General features: G+C 46.3%; 19 protein-coding genes and 2 pseudogenes. 12 read left to right on the top strand and 9 right to left on the bottom strand.

All coding sequences use genetic code 11. The features are described 5' to 3' along the window. Positions 1 to 156 precede the first annotated feature (156 nt). The 3 genes from coaBC to dnaN all read right to left on the bottom strand — a co-directional run bounded on the left by coaBC (position 157) and on the right by dnaN (position 3648). Complete coding sequence (coaBC, locus tag HMPREF0673_RS07585) at positions 157 to 1377, bottom strand: bifunctional phosphopantothenoylcysteine decarboxylase/phosphopantothenate--cysteine ligase CoaBC (protein ID WP_007900426.1); 1221 nt, start codon at positions 1375 to 1377, stop codon at positions 157 to 159. Positions 1378 to 1550: 173 nt separating this feature from the next. Continuing rightward, positions 1551 to 2402, bottom strand: coding sequence for a 3'-5' exonuclease (locus HMPREF0673_RS07590; protein ID WP_007900428.1), 852 nt, complete (start codon positions 2400 to 2402; stop codon positions 1551 to 1553). Positions 2403 to 2523: 121 nt separating this feature from the next. Beyond that, complete coding sequence (dnaN, locus tag HMPREF0673_RS07595; protein ID WP_007900429.1) at positions 2524 to 3648, bottom strand: DNA polymerase III subunit beta; 1125 nt, start codon at positions 3646 to 3648, stop codon at positions 2524 to 2526. A gap of 197 nt (positions 3649 to 3845) precedes the next feature. Between dnaN and HMPREF0673_RS07600 the strand changes: the two genes are divergently transcribed. The 6 genes and pseudogenes from HMPREF0673_RS07600 to HMPREF0673_RS07620 all read left to right on the top strand — a co-directional run bounded on the left by HMPREF0673_RS07600 (position 3846) and on the right by HMPREF0673_RS07620 (position 7133). Beyond that, positions 3846 to 4250 carry a DUF3127 domain-containing protein gene (locus tag HMPREF0673_RS07600; protein WP_007900430.1) on the top strand — a complete coding sequence of 135 codons (405 nt, stop codon included), beginning with the start codon at positions 3846 to 3848 and terminating at the stop codon, positions 4248 to 4250. 121 nt (positions 4251 to 4371) lie between these two features. Continuing rightward, positions 4372 to 5697 (top strand): YihY/virulence factor BrkB family protein, encoded by a 1326-nt coding sequence (locus HMPREF0673_RS07605; RefSeq protein ID WP_007900431.1) that lies wholly within the window; start codon positions 4372 to 4374, stop codon positions 5695 to 5697. Positions 5698 to 5727: 30 nt separating this feature from the next. Next, the gene (locus HMPREF0673_RS14985) at positions 5728 to 5853 is read left to right on the top strand and encodes a hypothetical protein (RefSeq protein ID WP_281032424.1); all 126 of its coding nucleotides are present in this window, start codon (positions 5728 to 5730) and stop codon (positions 5851 to 5853) included. 234 nt (positions 5854 to 6087) lie between these two features. Then, entirely contained in the window at positions 6088 to 6261 is a 174-nt protein-coding gene (locus HMPREF0673_RS15055; RefSeq protein ID WP_368085786.1) for a hypothetical protein, read from the top strand. Positions 6262 to 6348: 87 nt separating this feature from the next. After that, a pseudogene (locus HMPREF0673_RS15060) lies at positions 6349 to 6793 on the top strand (transposase). Between the two features lie 124 nt (positions 6794 to 6917). After that, on the top strand, positions 6918 to 7133 hold the full coding sequence (locus tag HMPREF0673_RS07620) for a hypothetical protein (protein ID WP_007900440.1): 216 nt from the start codon (positions 6918 to 6920) through the stop codon (positions 7131 to 7133). Between the two features lie 62 nt (positions 7134 to 7195). On the opposite strand, the gene HMPREF0673_RS07625 is transcribed toward HMPREF0673_RS07620, so the two are convergent. The 3 genes from HMPREF0673_RS07625 to HMPREF0673_RS07635 are packed head-to-tail and all read right to left on the bottom strand — an operon-like array spanning position 7196 to position 9537. Beyond that, positions 7196 to 7969, bottom strand: coding sequence for a WG repeat-containing protein (locus tag HMPREF0673_RS07625; protein WP_007900442.1), 774 nt, complete (start codon positions 7967 to 7969; stop codon positions 7196 to 7198). A gap of 12 nt (positions 7970 to 7981) precedes the next feature. Next, the gene (locus tag HMPREF0673_RS07630) at positions 7982 to 8956 is read right to left on the bottom strand and encodes a hypothetical protein (RefSeq protein ID WP_007900443.1); all 975 of its coding nucleotides are present in this window, start codon (positions 8954 to 8956) and stop codon (positions 7982 to 7984) included. Between the two features lie 59 nt (positions 8957 to 9015). Then, positions 9016 to 9537 (bottom strand): hypothetical protein, encoded by a 522-nt coding sequence (locus HMPREF0673_RS07635; protein ID WP_007900444.1) that lies wholly within the window; start codon positions 9535 to 9537, stop codon positions 9016 to 9018. A 720-nt stretch (positions 9538 to 10257) separates the two neighbouring features. On the opposite strand from HMPREF0673_RS07635, the pseudogene HMPREF0673_RS07645 reads away from it, so the two are divergent. Beyond that, positions 10258 to 10920 (top strand): annotated as a pseudogene (locus HMPREF0673_RS07645) (IS982 family transposase); the annotation flags it as partial. Between the two features lie 254 nt (positions 10921 to 11174). Here the strand turns inward: HMPREF0673_RS07645 and HMPREF0673_RS07650 are convergent. The 3 genes from HMPREF0673_RS07650 to HMPREF0673_RS07660 form a co-directional block, all read right to left on the bottom strand. Further along, positions 11175 to 13064 carry an Omp28-related outer membrane protein gene (locus tag HMPREF0673_RS07650; protein WP_007900448.1) on the bottom strand — a complete coding sequence of 630 codons (1890 nt, stop codon included), beginning with the start codon at positions 13062 to 13064 and terminating at the stop codon, positions 11175 to 11177. Between the two features lie 123 nt (positions 13065 to 13187). After that, a complete protein-coding gene (gene tsaA, locus HMPREF0673_RS07655; RefSeq protein WP_007900454.1) occupies positions 13188 to 13859 on the bottom strand; it encodes a tRNA (N6-threonylcarbamoyladenosine(37)-N6)-methyltransferase TrmO in 672 nt (223 codons plus the stop codon). 192 nt (positions 13860 to 14051) lie between these two features. Further along, the gene (locus HMPREF0673_RS07660; RefSeq protein WP_007900458.1) at positions 14052 to 14915 is read right to left on the bottom strand and encodes a DUF5715 family protein; all 864 of its coding nucleotides are present in this window, start codon (positions 14913 to 14915) and stop codon (positions 14052 to 14054) included. A gap of 125 nt (positions 14916 to 15040) precedes the next feature. On the opposite strand from HMPREF0673_RS07660, the gene HMPREF0673_RS07665 reads away from it, so the two are divergent. The 5 genes from HMPREF0673_RS07665 to HMPREF0673_RS07680 all read left to right on the top strand — a co-directional run bounded on the left by HMPREF0673_RS07665 (position 15041) and on the right by HMPREF0673_RS07680 (position 18754). Then, on the top strand, positions 15041 to 16015 hold the full coding sequence (locus tag HMPREF0673_RS07665) for a PhoH family protein (RefSeq protein WP_007900461.1): 975 nt from the start codon (positions 15041 to 15043) through the stop codon (positions 16013 to 16015). Between the two features lie 2 nt (positions 16016 to 16017). After that, entirely contained in the window at positions 16018 to 16968 is a 951-nt protein-coding gene (locus HMPREF0673_RS07670; protein ID WP_007900464.1) for a phosphoribosylaminoimidazolesuccinocarboxamide synthase, read from the top strand. A 160-nt stretch (positions 16969 to 17128) separates the two neighbouring features. Continuing rightward, entirely contained in the window at positions 17129 to 17866 is a 738-nt protein-coding gene (gene ubiE / locus HMPREF0673_RS07675) for a bifunctional demethylmenaquinone methyltransferase/2-methoxy-6-polyprenyl-1,4-benzoquinol methylase UbiE (protein WP_007900469.1), read from the top strand. A gap of 1 nt (position 17867) precedes the next feature. Beyond that, a complete protein-coding gene (locus HMPREF0673_RS14235; protein WP_157591663.1) occupies positions 17868 to 18026 on the top strand; it encodes a hypothetical protein in 159 nt (52 codons plus the stop codon). Beyond that, on the top strand, positions 18008 to 18754 hold the full coding sequence (locus HMPREF0673_RS07680) for a shikimate dehydrogenase family protein (protein WP_007900472.1): 747 nt from the start codon (positions 18008 to 18010) through the stop codon (positions 18752 to 18754). Before HMPREF0673_RS14235 ends, HMPREF0673_RS07680 begins: the two co-directional genes overlap by 19 nt. The last annotated feature ends 71 nt before the right edge of the window (positions 18755 to 18825 follow it).

An 18825-nucleotide genomic window follows, 5' to 3' on the forward strand; every position in this document is an offset into this window, starting at 1 on the left:
GGGTATGGCATCTTGCCATACCCACGCTGCCTCCCTATCAACAAGTTCTCATGGGTGCGTGGCTATGGCAGGATGCCATAGCCTCCTATCAATCACCTTTTGGGTGCGTGGCTACGGCAGGAATGCCGTAGCCTCCTAAGCCTTGTGGGTGCGTGGCTATGGCAAGATGCCATAGCCTCCTATCACTCGCTCCAGCTCGTTGACGATGTCGACAGCGGTGTCCGCCTTCGACTTCTTGGGATAGGCATGGCGGAAGTCGCGACCGATAATCTCTATCTGGTTGTCGTCGGTGCGGAAGCATGTGCCCTCGTTGCGCAGACTGTTGAGCACAATGAAGTCGGCATTTTTCTTCTGCAACTTACGCTCGGCGTTAGCCTGCTCGTCGTTGGTCTCAAGCGCGAACGCCACGATGGTCTGCTGTGCGGTCTTCATCTGTCCGAGTGTGGCTGCGATGTCAGGGTTGGGCGAGAGAGATATCTGCATGTCGCCCTCGCTGCGCTTTATCTTTTGTTCAGCCTGTACTGCCGGACGATAGTCGGCTACTGCCGCAGCAAGTATGGCTACGTCAGCCGTTCGGAACGCCTCGGTAGCTGCGTCGTACATCTCGCGGCACGACTCCACATCCACACGATTGATTGCGTCGGAGCACTTCAGACTGACCGGACCGGCTACGAGCGTGACATCAGCACCACGGCGGCGACACTCCTCGGCGATAGCGAAGCCCATCTTGCCGCTTGAGTAGTTGCCGATGAAGCGCACGGGGTCAATCTTTTCGTAGGTAGGACCAGCTGTGATTACGACGCGCTTGCCTTTCAGTGGACTGTTGCTGTCGTTCTGGTCGAAGAACTCCGACACGCGGCGCGCTATCACTTCCGGTTCCTCCATGCGTCCCTTGCCTTCGAGTCCGCTTGCGAGAAATCCGCTTGCAGGCTCGATGAAGCGATTGCCGTATGAGGCTAATGTGCGCATGTTCTGCTGCGTAGACGGGTGGGCATACATGTCGAGGTCCATAGCCGGAGCAATGAACACGGGTGCCTTCATAGAGAGGTATGTGGTGATGAGCATGTTGTCTGCCACGCCGTGCGCCATCTTGCCGAGCGTGCTCGCCGTGCAAGGTGCTACGACCATTGCGTCAGCCCACAATCCGAGGTCGACGTGCGAGTTCCATGTGCCGTCGCGCTGCGAGAAGAACTCGCTGACAACGGGCTTGTGCGTGAGTGCTGAGAGCGTGATCGGAGTGATGAACTCCTTGCCTGCAGGCGTAATCACTACTTGTACTTCTGCGCCCTGCTTCACAAACTCGCGTATGAGCAGACACGACTTGTAGGCGGCGATGGAGCCGGTTATGCCTAATACTATTTTCTTGCCTTTTAGCATGGTTTTATAGTTGTTATGGTGAGAGATGTATGGTGAGATGGTGAGATGGTGATTATTTATGTTGAAGTGGTGAGGTGTTGAGATGGTGACATTACTACAACATATCTCACCACCTCAACACAACAACATCTCAACATCATCTCTCAACACCTCAACACCTCAACACCTCAACGTTACTTATTGAACCCTCTTAGGCGGATGCGTGTGAGCACCTGCTTGGTGTTGAAGGTGAAATCGCCGCCCATCATCCAGCTATAGTAGCCGATGTCGGTGCGCAGCACATCGGCAACGGGACGTCCCTTGTACTTACCGAAATTGAACACCTCCACTTTCTGCTCCTTACCGTCGGCGTCGAGCACCGGCTTGCCGTCAGCACCAACCAGCGGCTTCCACACGATGCGACCTGCGAAGTCGACATTGTCGTTCTGCTTAGAGAACTCGGCAAGGCAGTCCATGTCGTTCTCCAACACACGGTCGGGCTCCTCCTGCACGCCAGGCGCATACTTGTCGAGCTCGCCCATCAGCACACGATATGTAGCCTCGGTGTCCTCGTCAGCACGATGCGCCGTGAAGTCTTCCTCCATCTTTCTGCCGCAGTAGAACTTGTAGGCAGCAGCAAGGTTGCGACGCTCCATCTTGTGGAAAATGGTCTGTGCGTCGATGAGTCGAACCTTAGAGAAGTCGAAGTCGATGCCTGCACGCAGGAACTCCTCTGCGAGCATCGGAATGTCGAAGTGGTTGGAGTTGTAGCCTGCGAAGTCGCAGCCCTTGAACTTCTCGCTGAGCTGCGGAGCCAACGTCTTGAACGTAGGCGCATCATTCACGTCGTCGTTGGTGATGCCCGTCAGTTCCACCACCTCATGCGGTATAGGCTTCTCTGGATTGACAAAGAGATTTTCGCGCTCTTCTGTGCCGTCGGGCGACACTTTAATGTATGATATCTGTATTATACGATCGCGTATAAAGTCGAGACCTGTTGTTTCGAGGTCGAAGACGATAAGTGGACGTGTGAGATTGAGTTTCATTATTGTCGTCGTTTTTTTTAAGAATTTAGCCGCACCAATATGGCGCGGCTAAAACATAGAATGAAATCTATTATTGTTTCTTCAAAGCATTAATCAGCCGCCAAAGCACTGGTCAACCCGATTAATCGTTCAGCAGCATCGGCATGATAAGCATGAGGATTTCCTGTCCCTCAGGCTGCACGGTAGGCACAACAACGCCCGCACGACTTGGGTCGGCAAGCTGTATTGTCACCTCGTCGCTTGCGATGTTGTTGAGTATCTCGTAGATGGCACCACCCTTGAAGCCGATGTCCATCTTCGCACCATTATACTCGCAAGCTACGCTCTCCTTAGCACTTGTAGCGAAGTCGATATCCTCGGCTGTGAGACACAGACGCTGAGCCTCTACGTGGAAGCGGATGAGCTGACTGCTCTCGCTTGCGAACGGCAGCACACGCTTCAGTGCACCCATGAGCGACTTGCGGTCGACGTTGATGCTGTTGGTGTTGGCTGTAGGTATAACCGAGTTGTAGTTGGGATAACGTCCCTCAATCAAGCGACAGTTGAGGCATCCGTCTGCATAACGCACCTCGGCACCCTTGCTGTTGAACTTCACGACAACGTCGCCATCGCACTTCGGCAGCACGCCCTTCAGCAGCTGTGCCGGCTTCTGTGGCAGGATGAACGATGCGGGTACGTCGCTCTTAATGGTGAGGATGCGGTTGCGCACGAGCTTATGACCGTCGGTAGCCACAACTGCGAGGTTGTCGGCATTGAGGTCGAAGTAGACACCACCCATCACCGGACGGATTTCGTCCTGCGCAGTAGCGAAGAGCGAGCGCGAGAGGTTCTCTGCAAAAAGATTAGAGTCCATAACAAGCGAAGTGACATCGCCGTCAACCTCCTGCATCATCGGGAAATCGTCGGCTGGCTGTGCGGTCAGCTTGAACGAACCATTGAGATAATCAATTTCTACAGTGAAGTCGTTCTCGTTGACGTTGAAGCCAAGCGGCTGCTCCGGCAGTTCCTTTACGGCGTTGAGTATAGTGCGATTAGACAATGCAAACTTGCCATCGCCAGAGCACTCAGTAAGCTCTATCGTAGACTGCATCACGTTTTCAGAATCGCTGGCAGTTACAGTCAGAACGTTGTTTGCTACTTCAAAAAGGAAACAATCAAGAATGCTCAGAGTGTTCTTGCTGTTAATTACTCTTGCGAGCGTTTGGAGACGGGCGTTAAGTGCGCCACTTGATAATGTGAATTGCATTGATATTTAGCTTTTTTGATTATACTTTTTTTGTTTTCTTGTCAGTACATTATTTTCAGGCAAATTTACTAAAAAATATCCGACTACGACAAAAACTCATTCAAAAGTTTCTTGTTTCGCTACATTTTTATTAATTTCGCAAACCAAAGGACAAACCTCTTAGCTTTTATCACACAAATTAAAATAAAATATAGACAATGGAATTACAAGGTAAAGTAATCGCTGTGCTGCCCGAAAAAACAGGTACTAACGCACGTGGCGAATGGAAAGTTCAAGAATACGTGGTAGAGACACACGATCAGTATCCACGCAAGATGGTGTTCAGCGTGTTCGGTGCTGACCGCATCAGCCGCTTCAACATACAGTTAGGTCAGGAGGTGACCGTATCGTTCGACGTAGATGCCCACGAGTATCAGGGCCGTTGGTTCAATAGCATCCGCGCTTTCGACGTGCGCCAGGTAGACCCTGCAACAGTTGGCGCAGCACAGGCTGGCATCGTTCCGGGTGCTGTGTTCGGTGCGGCTCCGGCTCCACAGCCAGCTGCTCCTCAGCCCACAGCTCCGGCTCCAGAGGCTGACCCCGTTAACGACCTGCCGTTCTAAGACGTTGCAGCATAAGGATTAACCTACATACGGAACTCACGAAACACACAAGTCGCTAATACACATGTGCGTTTCGTGAGTTCCGTTTTTTGTATGTTGTACTACTAAAGCAAACAAGCGAATGAACATAACGAAGAAACTGAAAGATATATACACGTTCCTCATGGTAGACATCTGGAGCATAGGCAAAGGCGATGTGTCGAAGATGCGATTTCTGTTCTACAGCATCTTGAAGAAACTGCTGCTCGCCATAGAGTTCACTACCACAAAGCGCATAACCAGTGCGGCAGCTGCCCTCACCTACTCCACCCTGCTCGCCATTGTACCCATCTTCGCCGTGGTGTTCGGCATAGCACGTGGCTTCGGCTACAACAAATACATCGAAGAGTGGTTCAGAGAGTCGTTCTCAAGTCAGCCGCAGGTGTCGGAGATAATCATCGGCTTCGTCAACTCGTACCTCGTACACACCAAGAGCGGACTATTCCTCGGCATCGGCTTGCTCTTCATGCTCTTCACCGTCATCATGCTTATCAGCAACATCGAACGCACGTTCAACGATATCTGGCAGGCGAAGAAGCCACGCAGCATGTTCCGCACCATCACCGACTATACGTCGATGCTGCTGCTCATGCCCGTAGTGATTGTAATAACCTCGGGTATAAGCATCTTCTTCGCCACCATCTTCAAACAGATAGAAGACACGATGGTAATAGGCTCGCTGGCGCAGTTCTTCTTGCAGCTCTTGCCTTACGTCCTCATGTCGGGCGTGTTCATCGCTCTCTATCTCTTCATGCCCAACACAAAGGTGAAGCTGAGCTGCGCGCTCGTGCCCGGAATACTCGCCGGCGTAGCCATGCAGGGACTGCAGCTCTTCTACATCCACTCGCAGATTTGGGTGAGCAGCTACAACGCCATCTACGGCTCGTTTGCAGCTCTGCCGTTGTTCATGCTCTGGATACAGATTTCGTGGTTGATATGCCTGTTCGGCGCAGAACTATGCTACGCCAATCAGAACATGGACGACTATGCGTTTAAGGCTAAGACCGAAGACCTTAGCCATCGCTACAAGATGCTGCTCTGCCTCATGCTCGCAAGTCGCATCTGCCGCAACTTCAGCGAAGGAGCCAAACCGCTATCGGCTCTGAAGCTGAAGCTCGCCACCGGAATACCAATCCGCATCGTCAATGACCTGCTCTATCAGCTCGTGCAGATAAATATTCTCACCGAGATACCTGGTGGCGACAAGGATGGCGAATCACTCTATCAACCTGCCGAGTGCATCACACGTCTCAGCGTGGGCACACTTATCGACCGCATGGAGGCACAGGGCAAGTGGTCGCTCACCATCGACGTGAAGCAACTATCGTCTACAGCTTGGAAGAAGATCATTGCCGAACGCAACACTTATCTGAACAGTCAGCGCGAAGTGCTGCTAAAAGACTTGTAAAACATTACGAAGTAGCATCTGCGCCGACCGATGCGGACATCTGCGTCGACCGATGCGGATGTCTGCATCGACCGATGCGGATATCTGCGCCGACCGATGCGGATGTCTGCGCCGACCGATGCGGATGTCTGCGCCGACCGATGCGGATGGCAATAGTTCACGAATTAGTACGGAGAATATATACCCCAGTTCGGGATAAGAAATAGTTCATAAAAAAGTTGGTAGCCTCATAAATATTTTGTACCTTTATAGGTGATTTTCAAACAGTTACAAATATATTTACATATGACTACCGATTACAAATTTACAGAATTATTTTGTATTATAGACGAGTTTTGCAAACATTTTGATGCAGAAAATGCAAGATTGTTGCTGGAAGACAACAGCGGAATGAAGCGCAGACGGCGTGCAGCATCGTTGTCTGATAGTGAAATAATGACCGTTCTGTTGTATTTCCATTTCGGAACATTCCGCAATTTCAAGCACTATTATCTGTTCTTTATCAAGGGTACGATGAAGTCGTATTTCCCGAAAGCTGTGTCGTATAACCGCTTTGTGGAGTAGGACAGCCGCGTGTTCTTCCAGCTCATGTTTTTCCTTAATCTGGGAGCTTTCGGAAGATGTATCGGCATAACATTCGTCGACTCTACGATGATACCCGTATGCCACAATCTCAGGAGATACGCCAACAAGGTATTCAAGGGAATTGCCACTGACGGAAAGGGAACAATGGGCTGGTGCCATGGCTTCAAACTCTACCTTGCGTGCAATGACAGAGGCGAGAAAATAGCATTTGTACTTACTAGTGCCAATGTCAGCGATAAGGATCCTAATATATTCAAGGTTCTTGCTAAACGTTTGTATGGCAAGCTGTTCGCTGACAAAGGCTATAATACTGCGCAAGAGATACATTATCGAAACCATTAACGACATGCTGAAGAACACGGCACAGATTGTACACTCACACCATAGATTTGTAAGCAACTTTATCATAAACCTTATTTCAGCATTGGAAGCATATTGCTTCTTCGACAACAAGCCAAGGGCATTGCAGGGATACTGCATCGAAGACACCAAACAGCTGTCACTATTCTAATGGCAAAACAACTTCCTACAGCCTTCTGTTATTACCCACTCCTAATGGCATGGGGAGGAGGCGTATTCACGCTGCATTTATATTGTATAAGACACTCGGTTATCCCGAACTAGGGTAGATATGTGTGGATTGCACCTTGGTCATATTCTGTTATGTCTTCTTCGGTGCTTGGCAGTGGTACATCGTAGGCATCAGTACCCTCTTCGCCATGGTCTATGTGGGAGCGGTAGGCAATGCAGTAGGCAAACATTTTGCTTGGTTCGACCGCATCTTGGCATATCAGCCAGGCTTCAGAAGACACGTCTATGGTTTGGCAAGATACTTGTTCAAGCAGAAATAATGATGGCGGATGCTATATATAAAAGGGCATGTGGATTTTCTCCTCATGCCCTTTATGGATTGTTATTTGTATTCTTGTATTGCTTTTCTCAAATCACCTTTATATACCTCTAGTAGTTTATCCAATTGGTATCCCTTTATCTCTTTTCCATTTTTAATGTATAGCGTAACCCCAGCATTACCATTGTTTTCCAGTAAATTGTATTTTACATCAATAATTTCGGAAGATATTGGTATTACTTCTTTAAAATTGTGGTCGATTATTCCTAGCTTGGTTGCAGAATTGTTGCCGATCACGCAATAACCATCTCTGAAGACACCTACATATTCATATACTGGCATTTTAATCCAGTTTCCATTGAGATCAATAAAGCCATATTTGTTACCTACTTTTACTCCACATACGTCTTCTGAAAAACCAACAGCTTCCTTTATTGGAAATTTCAATATAGACTTCCAATTCTCGTCTAGTACGTCGTAATCGTCTAAAAAGTTATGTCCAGGAGTTCCATGGTCACCAATTCTTTGGGAATATACCATATCTCCTTGGGGAGTCGAACCAAGGTAAGTTTGGGTAGGACCTTGTCCAGGAATAATTGTTCTTTTTTTTGCCACGACAATTCGTTTGCAAGAATATCTGCCAATATATTCATAGTGACCTAAATCTTGTCCTTTTTCATTGTATACCGAAAAATCACTAACCCATTTTCTTTCACCAATATATGTAGTCAAACATTTTGAGTTTAGTACATATACAAATTTGGGTATTTCAATTTGCGCTTTTACCTTTATAGATATAGATAATAGCAACAATAATATATAGTATTTACCTTTCATAATAATATATTTTTATTTGTTACAAACAGGTCTTATAGAATACAACATTTTAGGATAACATTGCCCGACATTTCTTTCGACAATTTCTGTTGCCCACATTAGCTGTATATGGTAAACATTGAATTTGCTTGAATTATAATTATGAGCAGGCATGTATGACCCTGTATAAAAATACACGAAATTTCCAGAGGGACCTATCGCTTTAATTAAATATGTACCTTCAGCCGGTACTCCTTCCCATTCACATTTTTCTATTAACTCTTGAAACTCTTCTTCTGTTGGCATTCTCCAGGAACCTCCCCAGAATCTTTGGGCACAATCACCTTCAAAATTGGTTTTAATCCCAATTCCACTATTTTGTGGAACGGTAACATTTCCTATATTGAAGGAGGCCCATTTTACAGATAATCCTAGATCTACGGCTTCTACACCGTTATGCATATATACATTATCAGGATATTCTTTTAAATGAGAGATAGGCAAACTGCTTTTTTTACCGTTATTCTTATTTTTTCCATTAAAAAATAAAAAACTATTATTTTCCTCTATATAATGTTCCCATTGTACATCTTCTAAATATTTTTTAGAAGAAAGGTCATAACAACCGTAAGCCGGTATTTTGTTGTTCCCATATTTGGTATGGTATTCTTCAATGATAGCTTTATCATCTTCAATATTTTTAATATTGCCATCTATTGCTAGGCATAATTTGCCAGTTTTCCAATTATAGCAGACAGTTTTGTACAGTAAATCAAGGCCAAACATACTTACATCCAAAGCCACTCTACCATAGACATAGTCGCCCTTAAACAGTGGAACATCAAGAAATTGTGTGGTAAGACCATTAGAGATTGATATTTTTTCTTCATTTGGTCTAATCACTTCATATACTCGTGAACTTGGACCAACTGCAATTGATTCCACTTTTTGTGGATATGCTTGGACTGCAAACATAATGAAAAAAGTAAAAGTAAAAAATCTATTCATAATGTGATATGTTTAATTTGTCTAAAATTTAGCTGATTATGTCGAATAGCTTTTGATTGTTAACTAATCGTATCCTTGTCTTTATTTATGCAGCTATCGTCTCTTTTACCGAAGAAATCAAAATATGCAACAAAAATTTCTCTTCTTAATGTTTCATTGCAATGATGAGCTTCTTTTGCTAATAGTGCAATACAGATTAAATCTAATATCATGATAATTGGAATACCAATATATGCAGCATACCTTCCAAAAGCATTAATGGAAAGCTGGCATAAATCTCCATTACATAAAATTATAATAGAAAAAAATATAATAGAAGGTATTAGTCCTTCATATATGGCTCGTAATACCCATATGCGCGAGACATAAAGAAAGCGATTTTTACAATCAGGATTCTTGCTTGTGTCCAATTTCATCCACATATAAGAATATGCAAAATCGGCTTTTTCTATATGATATGATGTTGAGTCTGAGTTTATTTTTTTGCCAAAGATTTTTGGAAAGCATGAAGAATATAATTCTTTTATATTTGTTTCTTTATCACAATGTTCAAAGTTATAAAAGCACTTCGAAATATTCATTCCTATTGTACGGCAAATTAATCCAAGGACATAAGAAAACCAAATGCAGAACACTATGGATAAGAAAAGATGATTACCATGTATGAAGAAATATCTCATTATAGGAAATGCAAAAAAGCACAGTCCTAACATGACAGAACCTGAAACCAAAAACGACAAATCGAATATGTTTAATGTCTCTGTGATGACATCAAACTTATTTTTAATATCTATTATGTTGTAGAAATCTTGCTTTGCTATACACTTTTTTTTTATTAATTAAACCATCAACTTACAGCATAAGATAGACACCTATTATGATTCATCTTTTTTCTATATAGTCCATACAGATTTCAATAGTATTTTAATAGAACTATTGCAAAGATATTACTTTTTAATGAAATATAATGAGTATTCTATTGTTTTTTGTATTAATTTAACACTAGCATCAACGCGGTTGGTAACTACTCAGCACCCCTAGGGCATGAGTAGTTACCAACGTTCAGATAACTGACAAACGCACGGATGTTGTCACCGTACTTGATGCGGCAGTTGGGTGCGTCGCAGTTGTTCACGCAACCACACTGGCAGACCTTCTCATAATACTACCCCAGTTCGGGATAAGAAATAGTTTCTAAAAAAGTTGGTAACCTCACAAACATTTCGTACCTTTATAGGTGATTTACAACAAGTTACATATATATTTGATATGACTACCGACTACAAAGTTACAGAATTATTTTGTCGTATAACCGCTTCGTGGAGTTGGAAAGTCGAGTATTCTTCCAACTCATGTTCTTCCTTAATTTGGGTGCATTCGGAAGGTGTACCGGCACAACCTTTGTTGATTCTACGATGATTCCAATATGCCATAATCTCAGGCGATACGTCAATAAGGTATTCAAGGGAATTGCCACTGACGGAAAAGGAACAATGGGTTGGTGCCATGGCTTTAAGCTCCACCTTGCGTGCAATGACAGAGGCGAGATAATAGCGTTTGTACTTACTGGTGCAAATGTCAGCGACAAGGACTCGAATGTGTTCAAGGTTCTTGCTAAACGTTTGTATGGCAAGCTGTTCGCAGACAAAGGCTATATATCGCAAAAGTTGTTTGACTTCCTCTTTGAGTATGGAATACAGCTGGTGACAGGGTTGCGCGTAAACATGAAAAACGAACTGATACCATTCTATGATAGAATGATGTTGCGCAAGAGATACATTATCGAAACCATTAACGAAATGCTGAAGAATACGGCACAGATTGTACACTCACACCATAGGTCTGTAAGCAACTTTATCATGAACCTTATTTCTGCCTTGGGAGCATATTGTTTCTTTGACAACAAGCCAAAGGCATTGCAAGGATACTGCATCGAAGATACAAAGCAGCTTTCTTTGTTCTAAAGAGAAAACTACCCATTTCAATTCTTTATATATAGCCCATGTCTGATGGCATGGGAGGATGGCTCACGTATCTGTTTTTCACATACAACCTATCACTATTTTATCCCGAACTGGGGTAATATATCAAAACTACATCATAATGAAGAAAGACTAACTGTAGAAAGTACGCAATAAGACACACAAAAAAAGGAGGCCACAGACCTCCTTTTTTTTATAAAATTCTAAAACATTTACTTCATTATCACATAAAATGTTTACTTCACCATAATCTTCAACGTCTTACCGTTGCTGAGTTTCACGATATTCAAGCCCTTCTGCTTGCCGCTGATACGCTGACCTGCCGCGTTATAACGTGCAACTTCAACAACGTTGTAGGCTGAGCCTACGCTCTCGATAGAGGTAGAATTCTGAACAAGATTTTTTCCTGCTACATTCTCAATGCGGTTATCGAGACGGCTCTTGGTGCTGTGCTTGTTGAGGAAAGCCACAACCTTGAGGTCGTCCTTCTTCCATGCAGCGTCAACATCGAACTCGTAAGTTGCGCTGAACTTATTGCCTTCCCATGTAACCTTGTCGCCCCATGCGCTATTGAAGTCACGTATCACATGCTGGTGATAGAAAGTGCCTTTAGCACCAGATTGATCCTTTGCCTCTACATTATCCTCCGTCAGGTAGAGTGTGAGCAGAGCACTTTCCTTGTCGTAAGCATCGTTCGATTCGCCTGTAACAACAATCACCGCCTTGCTTTCGCTTTCGTTATATGCGACAGACACGTCGAGCTTGGCATCAGCCATTGTTTTATTGAGATACTTGCTTGCATATTTGCTTATTTCGGTTGCATTGCCCGGTAGCACCACATTATCTTTCTGTCCCGTCGCATAAGTAGATTTGAAATCGGGCTCGCGGTTGAACATCATGGCTGGTGCGAATGTACGTCCTCCATCGTTAAAAAGATAGAGCAACTTATTGTCACATGCTTTTGTGAGCCAGTCGGTATAGTAGCCTGCATGGTGGCATACAGCAAACACGCGAGTAGGATCTGCCTCCTCAAGATATGTGTGCAGGAATCCTGCCACTCGCGGACAGTTGCCGCACTGCTCTGTAGTAAACTCCTCAATGCACAGGTTGCGCTTATACATGTTGGCAGCAACGCTGAGCTTACCCTCAGCCAGGGTGGTTGTACCACCATTCTTATGACCATTCACCTTGGTCACTTCAACCTTCACATTCTTCAGACCTTCTGTGCTGCCACATGGTATGCTTACCTTGAATGTACCTATTTTGTTATATCCAACCGATGGAGATATTGCGACATGTTGCTCGCTGCCTGCTACACCGTCAACACTAACAACATAGTCGAGACTGCTCACTGCCTCTACGGCGTTGTTTGTGAACTCCACGGATGTCTCAACATTGCTATTGATAGTACCCTTTACGGTTCCGAAATCGCTTGGCATCACATCATATTCAGCAAAATTGCCCTCAACAAGCACCTGAATACTTATGTTATAACCATCCATACTGAAGTTGTACCAACCTGTATCATTGCCCAATTTGCAATAGACCCAAAGAGGCTGGTCAGCCAAGCCGTCTTCTACAGCAGAGAACGGATACGACTTAGTATCGGTATTATCAGAAAGCTGAGTATAAGTGTAACCTGCATACAGTTCTTCGCCTGCCTTGATTGGATAAGGCTCGCTGAACTTCACCTCGTTCCAACCAATCACACATTTCTCTACATTTGCACTTCTGCATACATCACCCGGCTTGGATGACGCACTCTTATAAAGACTAATCGAAGAGCTGCCTATCTCCTCGCAAAGTCCAAAACGCAGACCAACTATGTTCTTGCCTACATATGGCTTTAGAATAGCTTCAGACAAACAGATTGCAACCTTGTTGTCTCCCGGAAAATTGTAGATGCCCATGCCCTTGTGTGCAGCAGCTAAAGCATCCGAACTGTAGTAGCCCACCCAACGCTGGTTGGCAGCTATTCTCTTTGCCGCTTTGTGTACAACCGCACTTTGCTTTGCGAAGTATGGACTTTGTTCTACTACACCAACTCTTTGGTGCTGCACATCCACTTGTGCGCTGGCTGCAAATGACATAGCCAGGGCAGCGATTGAAAGTAAGAATTTCTTCATAGATCTGTATTTTTAATTATTATTCGCACCAAAGGTAATGCAAAACGAAGAGAATACAAAACAAGAAACAGTTTTTTTTATTATTAAAACGCCATATTTTTAATCAATCTGTTACACAAACTATTATTTTATCTCCACCACTTCAAGCCTATCGCCATCCACACGGAAGCGCACGTCGCGGTTGGCGAACTCCATGCCGTACACCTTCGTGGGGTTGTCGTGATACTGCGGACGAGGGTCGAGTGCGAGCACTTTCTCGAGCGAGGCAAGCTCTTCGGCTGTAAACTCTTTAGCTAAATGGTCGGGAAAGACGACGTGCAGACGGCGCGTGGCAGTGGTATCGACAAAACCGCTGCGAGCATCGGGATGCGAGTCGGCATAAGTGACGTAAGGCTTTATGTCATAGATAGGTGTGCCGTTCATGAGATCGGCACCAAGAACATGGATGAGCGGTCCGTTGGCTGCATCGTAGTCGATGCGGTCGATGCGCACGGAAGAGAGTCCTAAGCGGTTGGGGCGGAAAGGCGAACGAGTAGCAAAGACCCCTATCTTAGTGTTGCCGCCAAGACGGGGCGGACGCACAACGGGGCTTGTCGCCTCATGCCGATTGGCAGAGAACTCCCATACAAGCCACAGATAGTCGAAGTCCTCCATGCCGCGCAGCGCATCGGCGTTGCGGTACTTCGGTACGAACTCTATCGTTCCGCGCAGCGTGTCGGCAAGTCCGCTCTGCTTCGGTATGCCGAACTTAGTGGCAAAGGGCGAACGGAAAAAAGCTACCGGTTCTATTTCCATTGTTTCAAGTTTTTATAAAATAGCATGTGAGGAAAGGGCTATGCATCTTGTGGACTGCGATATCATTACACCTTGTGACTGCGATATCATTACATCTTGTGGCTGCGTGGGTATGGCAGGATGCCATACCCCCCTACACAAATGTCACCATATCAACATCTCAACACCTCACCATATCAACACCTCACCATATCAGTTCACCGTAATGTGGAAGCAGCCCTGTTTAACCTCGTACTTAACGAGACAGCGCTTCTGCTCGCGCATATCGCGGAGCACCTCAGAGAGCACCCACTTCAGCGTGTCGTTGCGCACCTGTCGGCGGCGCGGTCCGTCGGGATCCTCAACGGTGTGGTAGCGATTGTAGCAGATGTCGAACGTGGTGCCGTAGAGGTGGCACGAGTTCTCGGTGGCGTTAAAGTTGCGGCGACGCAATTTCTGCACATCAGCCTTACTGCGCAGCACCGATGTCACAATAACCTTGTGTAGCGGTATCTGCTTAGTCTGCAAACTGTCGAAGAAACTCTTGCCAATGTCCTGCAACAATATCGCAGCACGTGGCACAAGATAAGGTATGCTGCTACGCATACGGTCGTCAATGTGATAGAACGGATTGCTGCCCACATACACTAACTCCGACTTACGTCGCTCGGCATCAGCACGGTCGATGACTGCCTTCACACCATGACGAGTAGCAGCAGCAAGCTGTACATCATTCTGATCGGGAAAGGTATTGCCAAAATGAGGCACACTATATATGCGGTTCTTCACTGGAGTGCCGTCGGCAGCGAAGAAGCGCGAGGGACGACCCAACGGCTTGGGAGATAACGTCGGCACACTCGCCACATCTTTCTTTGAGATTGCGGTTGTCGACGAAGCCAAGACTGCTTTTGCGCTATCAGCTACCGTCATGCTATCAGCAACGACAGAACTATCTGCTACTGCGACATTGCCTGCTGGCGAAGATGCCACTTCGGGGTAGGCGCAGCGCAACATGGCAAGCAAAACAACCGTCACGCCAAAACCCTGTAAGTATCTTTTAGAAGAAATATTCATCATAATGACTGCAAATTTAGACAAAATCGAGGAAAATACAAAACATGTGCTCTTGTTTTTATTGTTGATTATTTTGTATTATCTCCTATTTTCATTAACTTTGCATCCAAAATCGTACACTGAATATTTTGATAGAAAGACATATCATATTAGAGGATATCGACCCCGTAGTGTTCTACGGTGTTGGCAATGGGCATCTGCAGATAATAAAATCGCTCTATCCCAAGCTGCGCATAGTGGCACGCGACAACGTGATACGCGTACTCGGCGACGAGGAGGAGATGGCAGCCTTCGAAGAAAACGTGGAGAAAATACGCCGTCATGTACTGAAGTTCAACAACATCAACGATGAGGACATTCTCGACATCGTCAAGGGCAAGCAGACAAAAGCCGACAGCGTGAAGGGCGTTATCGTCTACAACATATCGGGCAAACCGATTAAGTGCAAAAGCGAGAACCAGCAACAGCTCGTGGATGCTTACGAGAAGAACGACATGATATTCGCTACAGGTCCTGCCGGAACTGGTAAGACCTACCTAAGCATAGCCCTCGCGGTACGCGCACTGAAGGAGAAAACTATACGCAAGATTATACTCTCGCGTCCGGCTGTAGAAGCTGGCGAGAAGCTCGGCTTTCTGCCAGGCGACATGAAGGACAAAATCGACCCGTATCTGCAACCGCTATACGACGCATTGGAAGACATGCTCCCTGCAGTGAAGCTGCAGGATATGATGGAGAAAAACATCATACAAATAGCTCCGCTCGCCTTCATGCGAGGCCGCACGCTTAGCGATGCCGTAGTGATTCTCGACGAGGCGCAGAACACTACACCGGCACAGATAAGAATGTTTCTCACCCGTATGGGATGGAACACAAAGATGATTATCACTGGCGATATGACGCAGATAGACCTGCCACGCGGACAGAAGAGCGGACTCACCGAAGCACTCGACATACTGAAGGACGTGGAAGGCATCGGCTTCGTAAAACTCGGACAGAAAGACATCGTAAGACATAAGCTTGTGACACGCATCGTGAATGCATACGACGCTCACGACAAAACTCAAAATGAGGCTCACGACAAAACTCAAAATTTAAAATAGTTATGAAAGCACTTACAAAGACCGATTTTCATTTCGAAGGTCAGAAAAACGTGTATCACGGAAAAGTTCGCGACGTGTATGACATCAACGACGACGTGATCGTAATGGTAGCAACCGACAGAATCTCTGCGTTTGACGTAATCCTACCAAAGGGTATTCCGTTCAAAGGACAGGTTCTGAACCAGATTGCAGCCAAGTTCCTTGATGCTACAACAGACATCTGCCCAAACTGGAAACTCGCTACACCAGACCCAATGGTTACCGTTGGTTTGAAATGCGAGGGTTTCCGAGTTGAAATGATCATCCGCTCTATCCTTACAGGCTCAGCTTGGCGCGCATACAAAGAGGGATGCCGCGAGCTTTGCGGCGTTAAGCTGCCAGAGGGTATGAAGGAAAACCAGCGATTCCCAGAACCTATCATCACTCCGACAACAAAAGCTGATGAGGGTCACGACCTCAATATATCTAAAGAGGAAATCATCGCTCAGGGCATCGTAAGTGCTGAGGACTACGCTGTAATGGAAGACTACACACGTCGTATCTTCCAGCGCGGACAGGAGATGGCTGCACAGCGCGGTCTTATCCTCGTTGACACTAAGTACGAGTTCGGCAAGCGCGATGGTAAGGTATATCTCATTGACGAGATTCACACTCCCGACTCTTCACGCTACTTCTATGCTGACGGCTACGAGGAGAAGTTTGAGAAGGGATTGCCACAGAAGCAGCTCTCGAAGGAGTTTGTACGCCAGTGGCTCATCGAGCATGACTTTATGAACGAACCCGGACAGACAATGCCCGAAATCACAGACGAATATGCAGAGAGCGTAAGCGAACGTTATATCGAACTCTACGAGCACATCACTGGCGAGAAGTTCGACAAGACCGTTGAAGAGGGTGACATCGCAGCGCGCATCGAAAAGAACGTAGCCGACTACCTCGCTACACGTAAGTAGCAATACATAATGGGTGCAGAATATTGGATGTTGGAGACTTGGTTCACCGACATCTGATATTCTACACCCTACATTATTATATATACATACATATTATCATATACACCAAGACATCGCTTCGCCAAATGTAGCGATAGGTGAAATATAACGAACAACAACAATGGTTTACGGACAGGAAAAGATAAAGCCCTACAACGACAAAGAAGAAAAGGGGGCGCAGGTGGAACAGATGTTCGACAACATCGCACACTCGTATGACAAGCTCAACCACCGCCTGTCGTGGAACATTGACAAGTTGTGGCGCAAGAAAGCTCTCAACCGACTGAAAGCTTACAAACCACAAAGCATTCTTGATATAGCTACGGGCACGGGCGACTTCGCCATACAGGCGGCACAGATACTGAAGCCGACGAAGGTGACGGGCACAGATATCAGCGAGGGAATGATGAACGTGGGTAGGCAGAAGGTGAATACACTAAAGCTCGACAACGTGATATCGTTCGCCAAGGAAGACTGCATGGCACTCTCGTTCGAAGACAACACGTTTGACGCTGTGACTGCGGCTTTCGGCATACGCAACTTCCAGAACCTCGACCAGGGACTGCGCGAGATGTGCCGAGTGCTGAAGCCAGGCGGACACCTCTGCATCGTGGAGCTGACATCACCCGTTAGCTTTCCAATGAAGCAGTTATTCAAGATCTACTCGCACACAGTGCTACCAGTATACGGACGGCTCATCTCTGGCGACAGTATGGCTTACTCTTACCTCACGGCTACCATCGAGGCGTTCCCACAAGGCGAGCGAATGGTGGAGATACTGAAAGCGGCAGGCTTCGCCGAAGCTTCGTTCAAGCGAATGACACTCGGCATCTGCACACTCTATCTCGCAACAAAGTAAAGTGTCAACACCCCATCACCATCTCACCATCTCACCCCATCACCATCTCACCCCATCAACATCTCACCCCGTCAACACCTCACCCCGTCAACACCTCACCCCATCAACACCTCACCCCATCAACATCTCAACATTCATACTATGGACAAGTACGGTTTAATCGGTTTCCCACTGGGACATTCCTTCTCCATCAGCTACTTCAACGAGAAGTTTACCAACGAGGGTATCAACGCTCGTTACATCAACTATGAGATTCCGCAGATAGAGGACTTGAAAGAGATACTCGCATCAAACCCAGAACTGTGCGGACTCAACGTCACTATCCCCTACAAGCAACAGGTAATACCCTACCTCGACGACCTTAGCCCCGAAGCACGCGCTATTGGTGCGGTCAACGTCATACGTGTGACACACAAGAATAAAAACGTTATACTGAAGGGATTTAACAGTGACGTAATCGGCTTCACACGTAGCATCGAGACAATGCTCGAACCTTACCATAAGAAGGCACTCATACTCGGCACTGGCGGTGCTTCGCTCGCCATCAACTACGGTCTCAAGTCGCTCGGACTTGAGACACTATTTGTGAGTCGTACGAAGAAGCCTGGCTGCATAACATACGAGGAGGTGACACCAGAACTGATTAAGGAGTACAACGTCATCGTCAACTGCACCCCACTTGGCATGTACCCGAAGGCAGATACCTGTCCCAACCTGCCTTACGAGGAAATGGATTGCCACACCATACTTTACGACCTCATCTACAATCCGGGCGAAACGCTTTTTATGAAGAAAGGCGCACGCTACGGGGCCAATACCAAGAACGGACTGGAGATGCTGTTGCTGCAGGCATTCGCAAGCTGGGACTTCTGGCATTGCAATGAATAGCCCTAAAAATAGGGTTGCCATAAGCAATAAATCACCGTAGACAATAAATCAAAACTCAGAAATAAAAATTC

The sequence above is a fragment of the Leyella stercorea DSM 18206 genome (assembly GCF_000235885.1).
Taxonomy (GTDB): domain Bacteria; phylum Bacteroidota; class Bacteroidia; order Bacteroidales; family Bacteroidaceae; genus Prevotella; species Prevotella stercorea.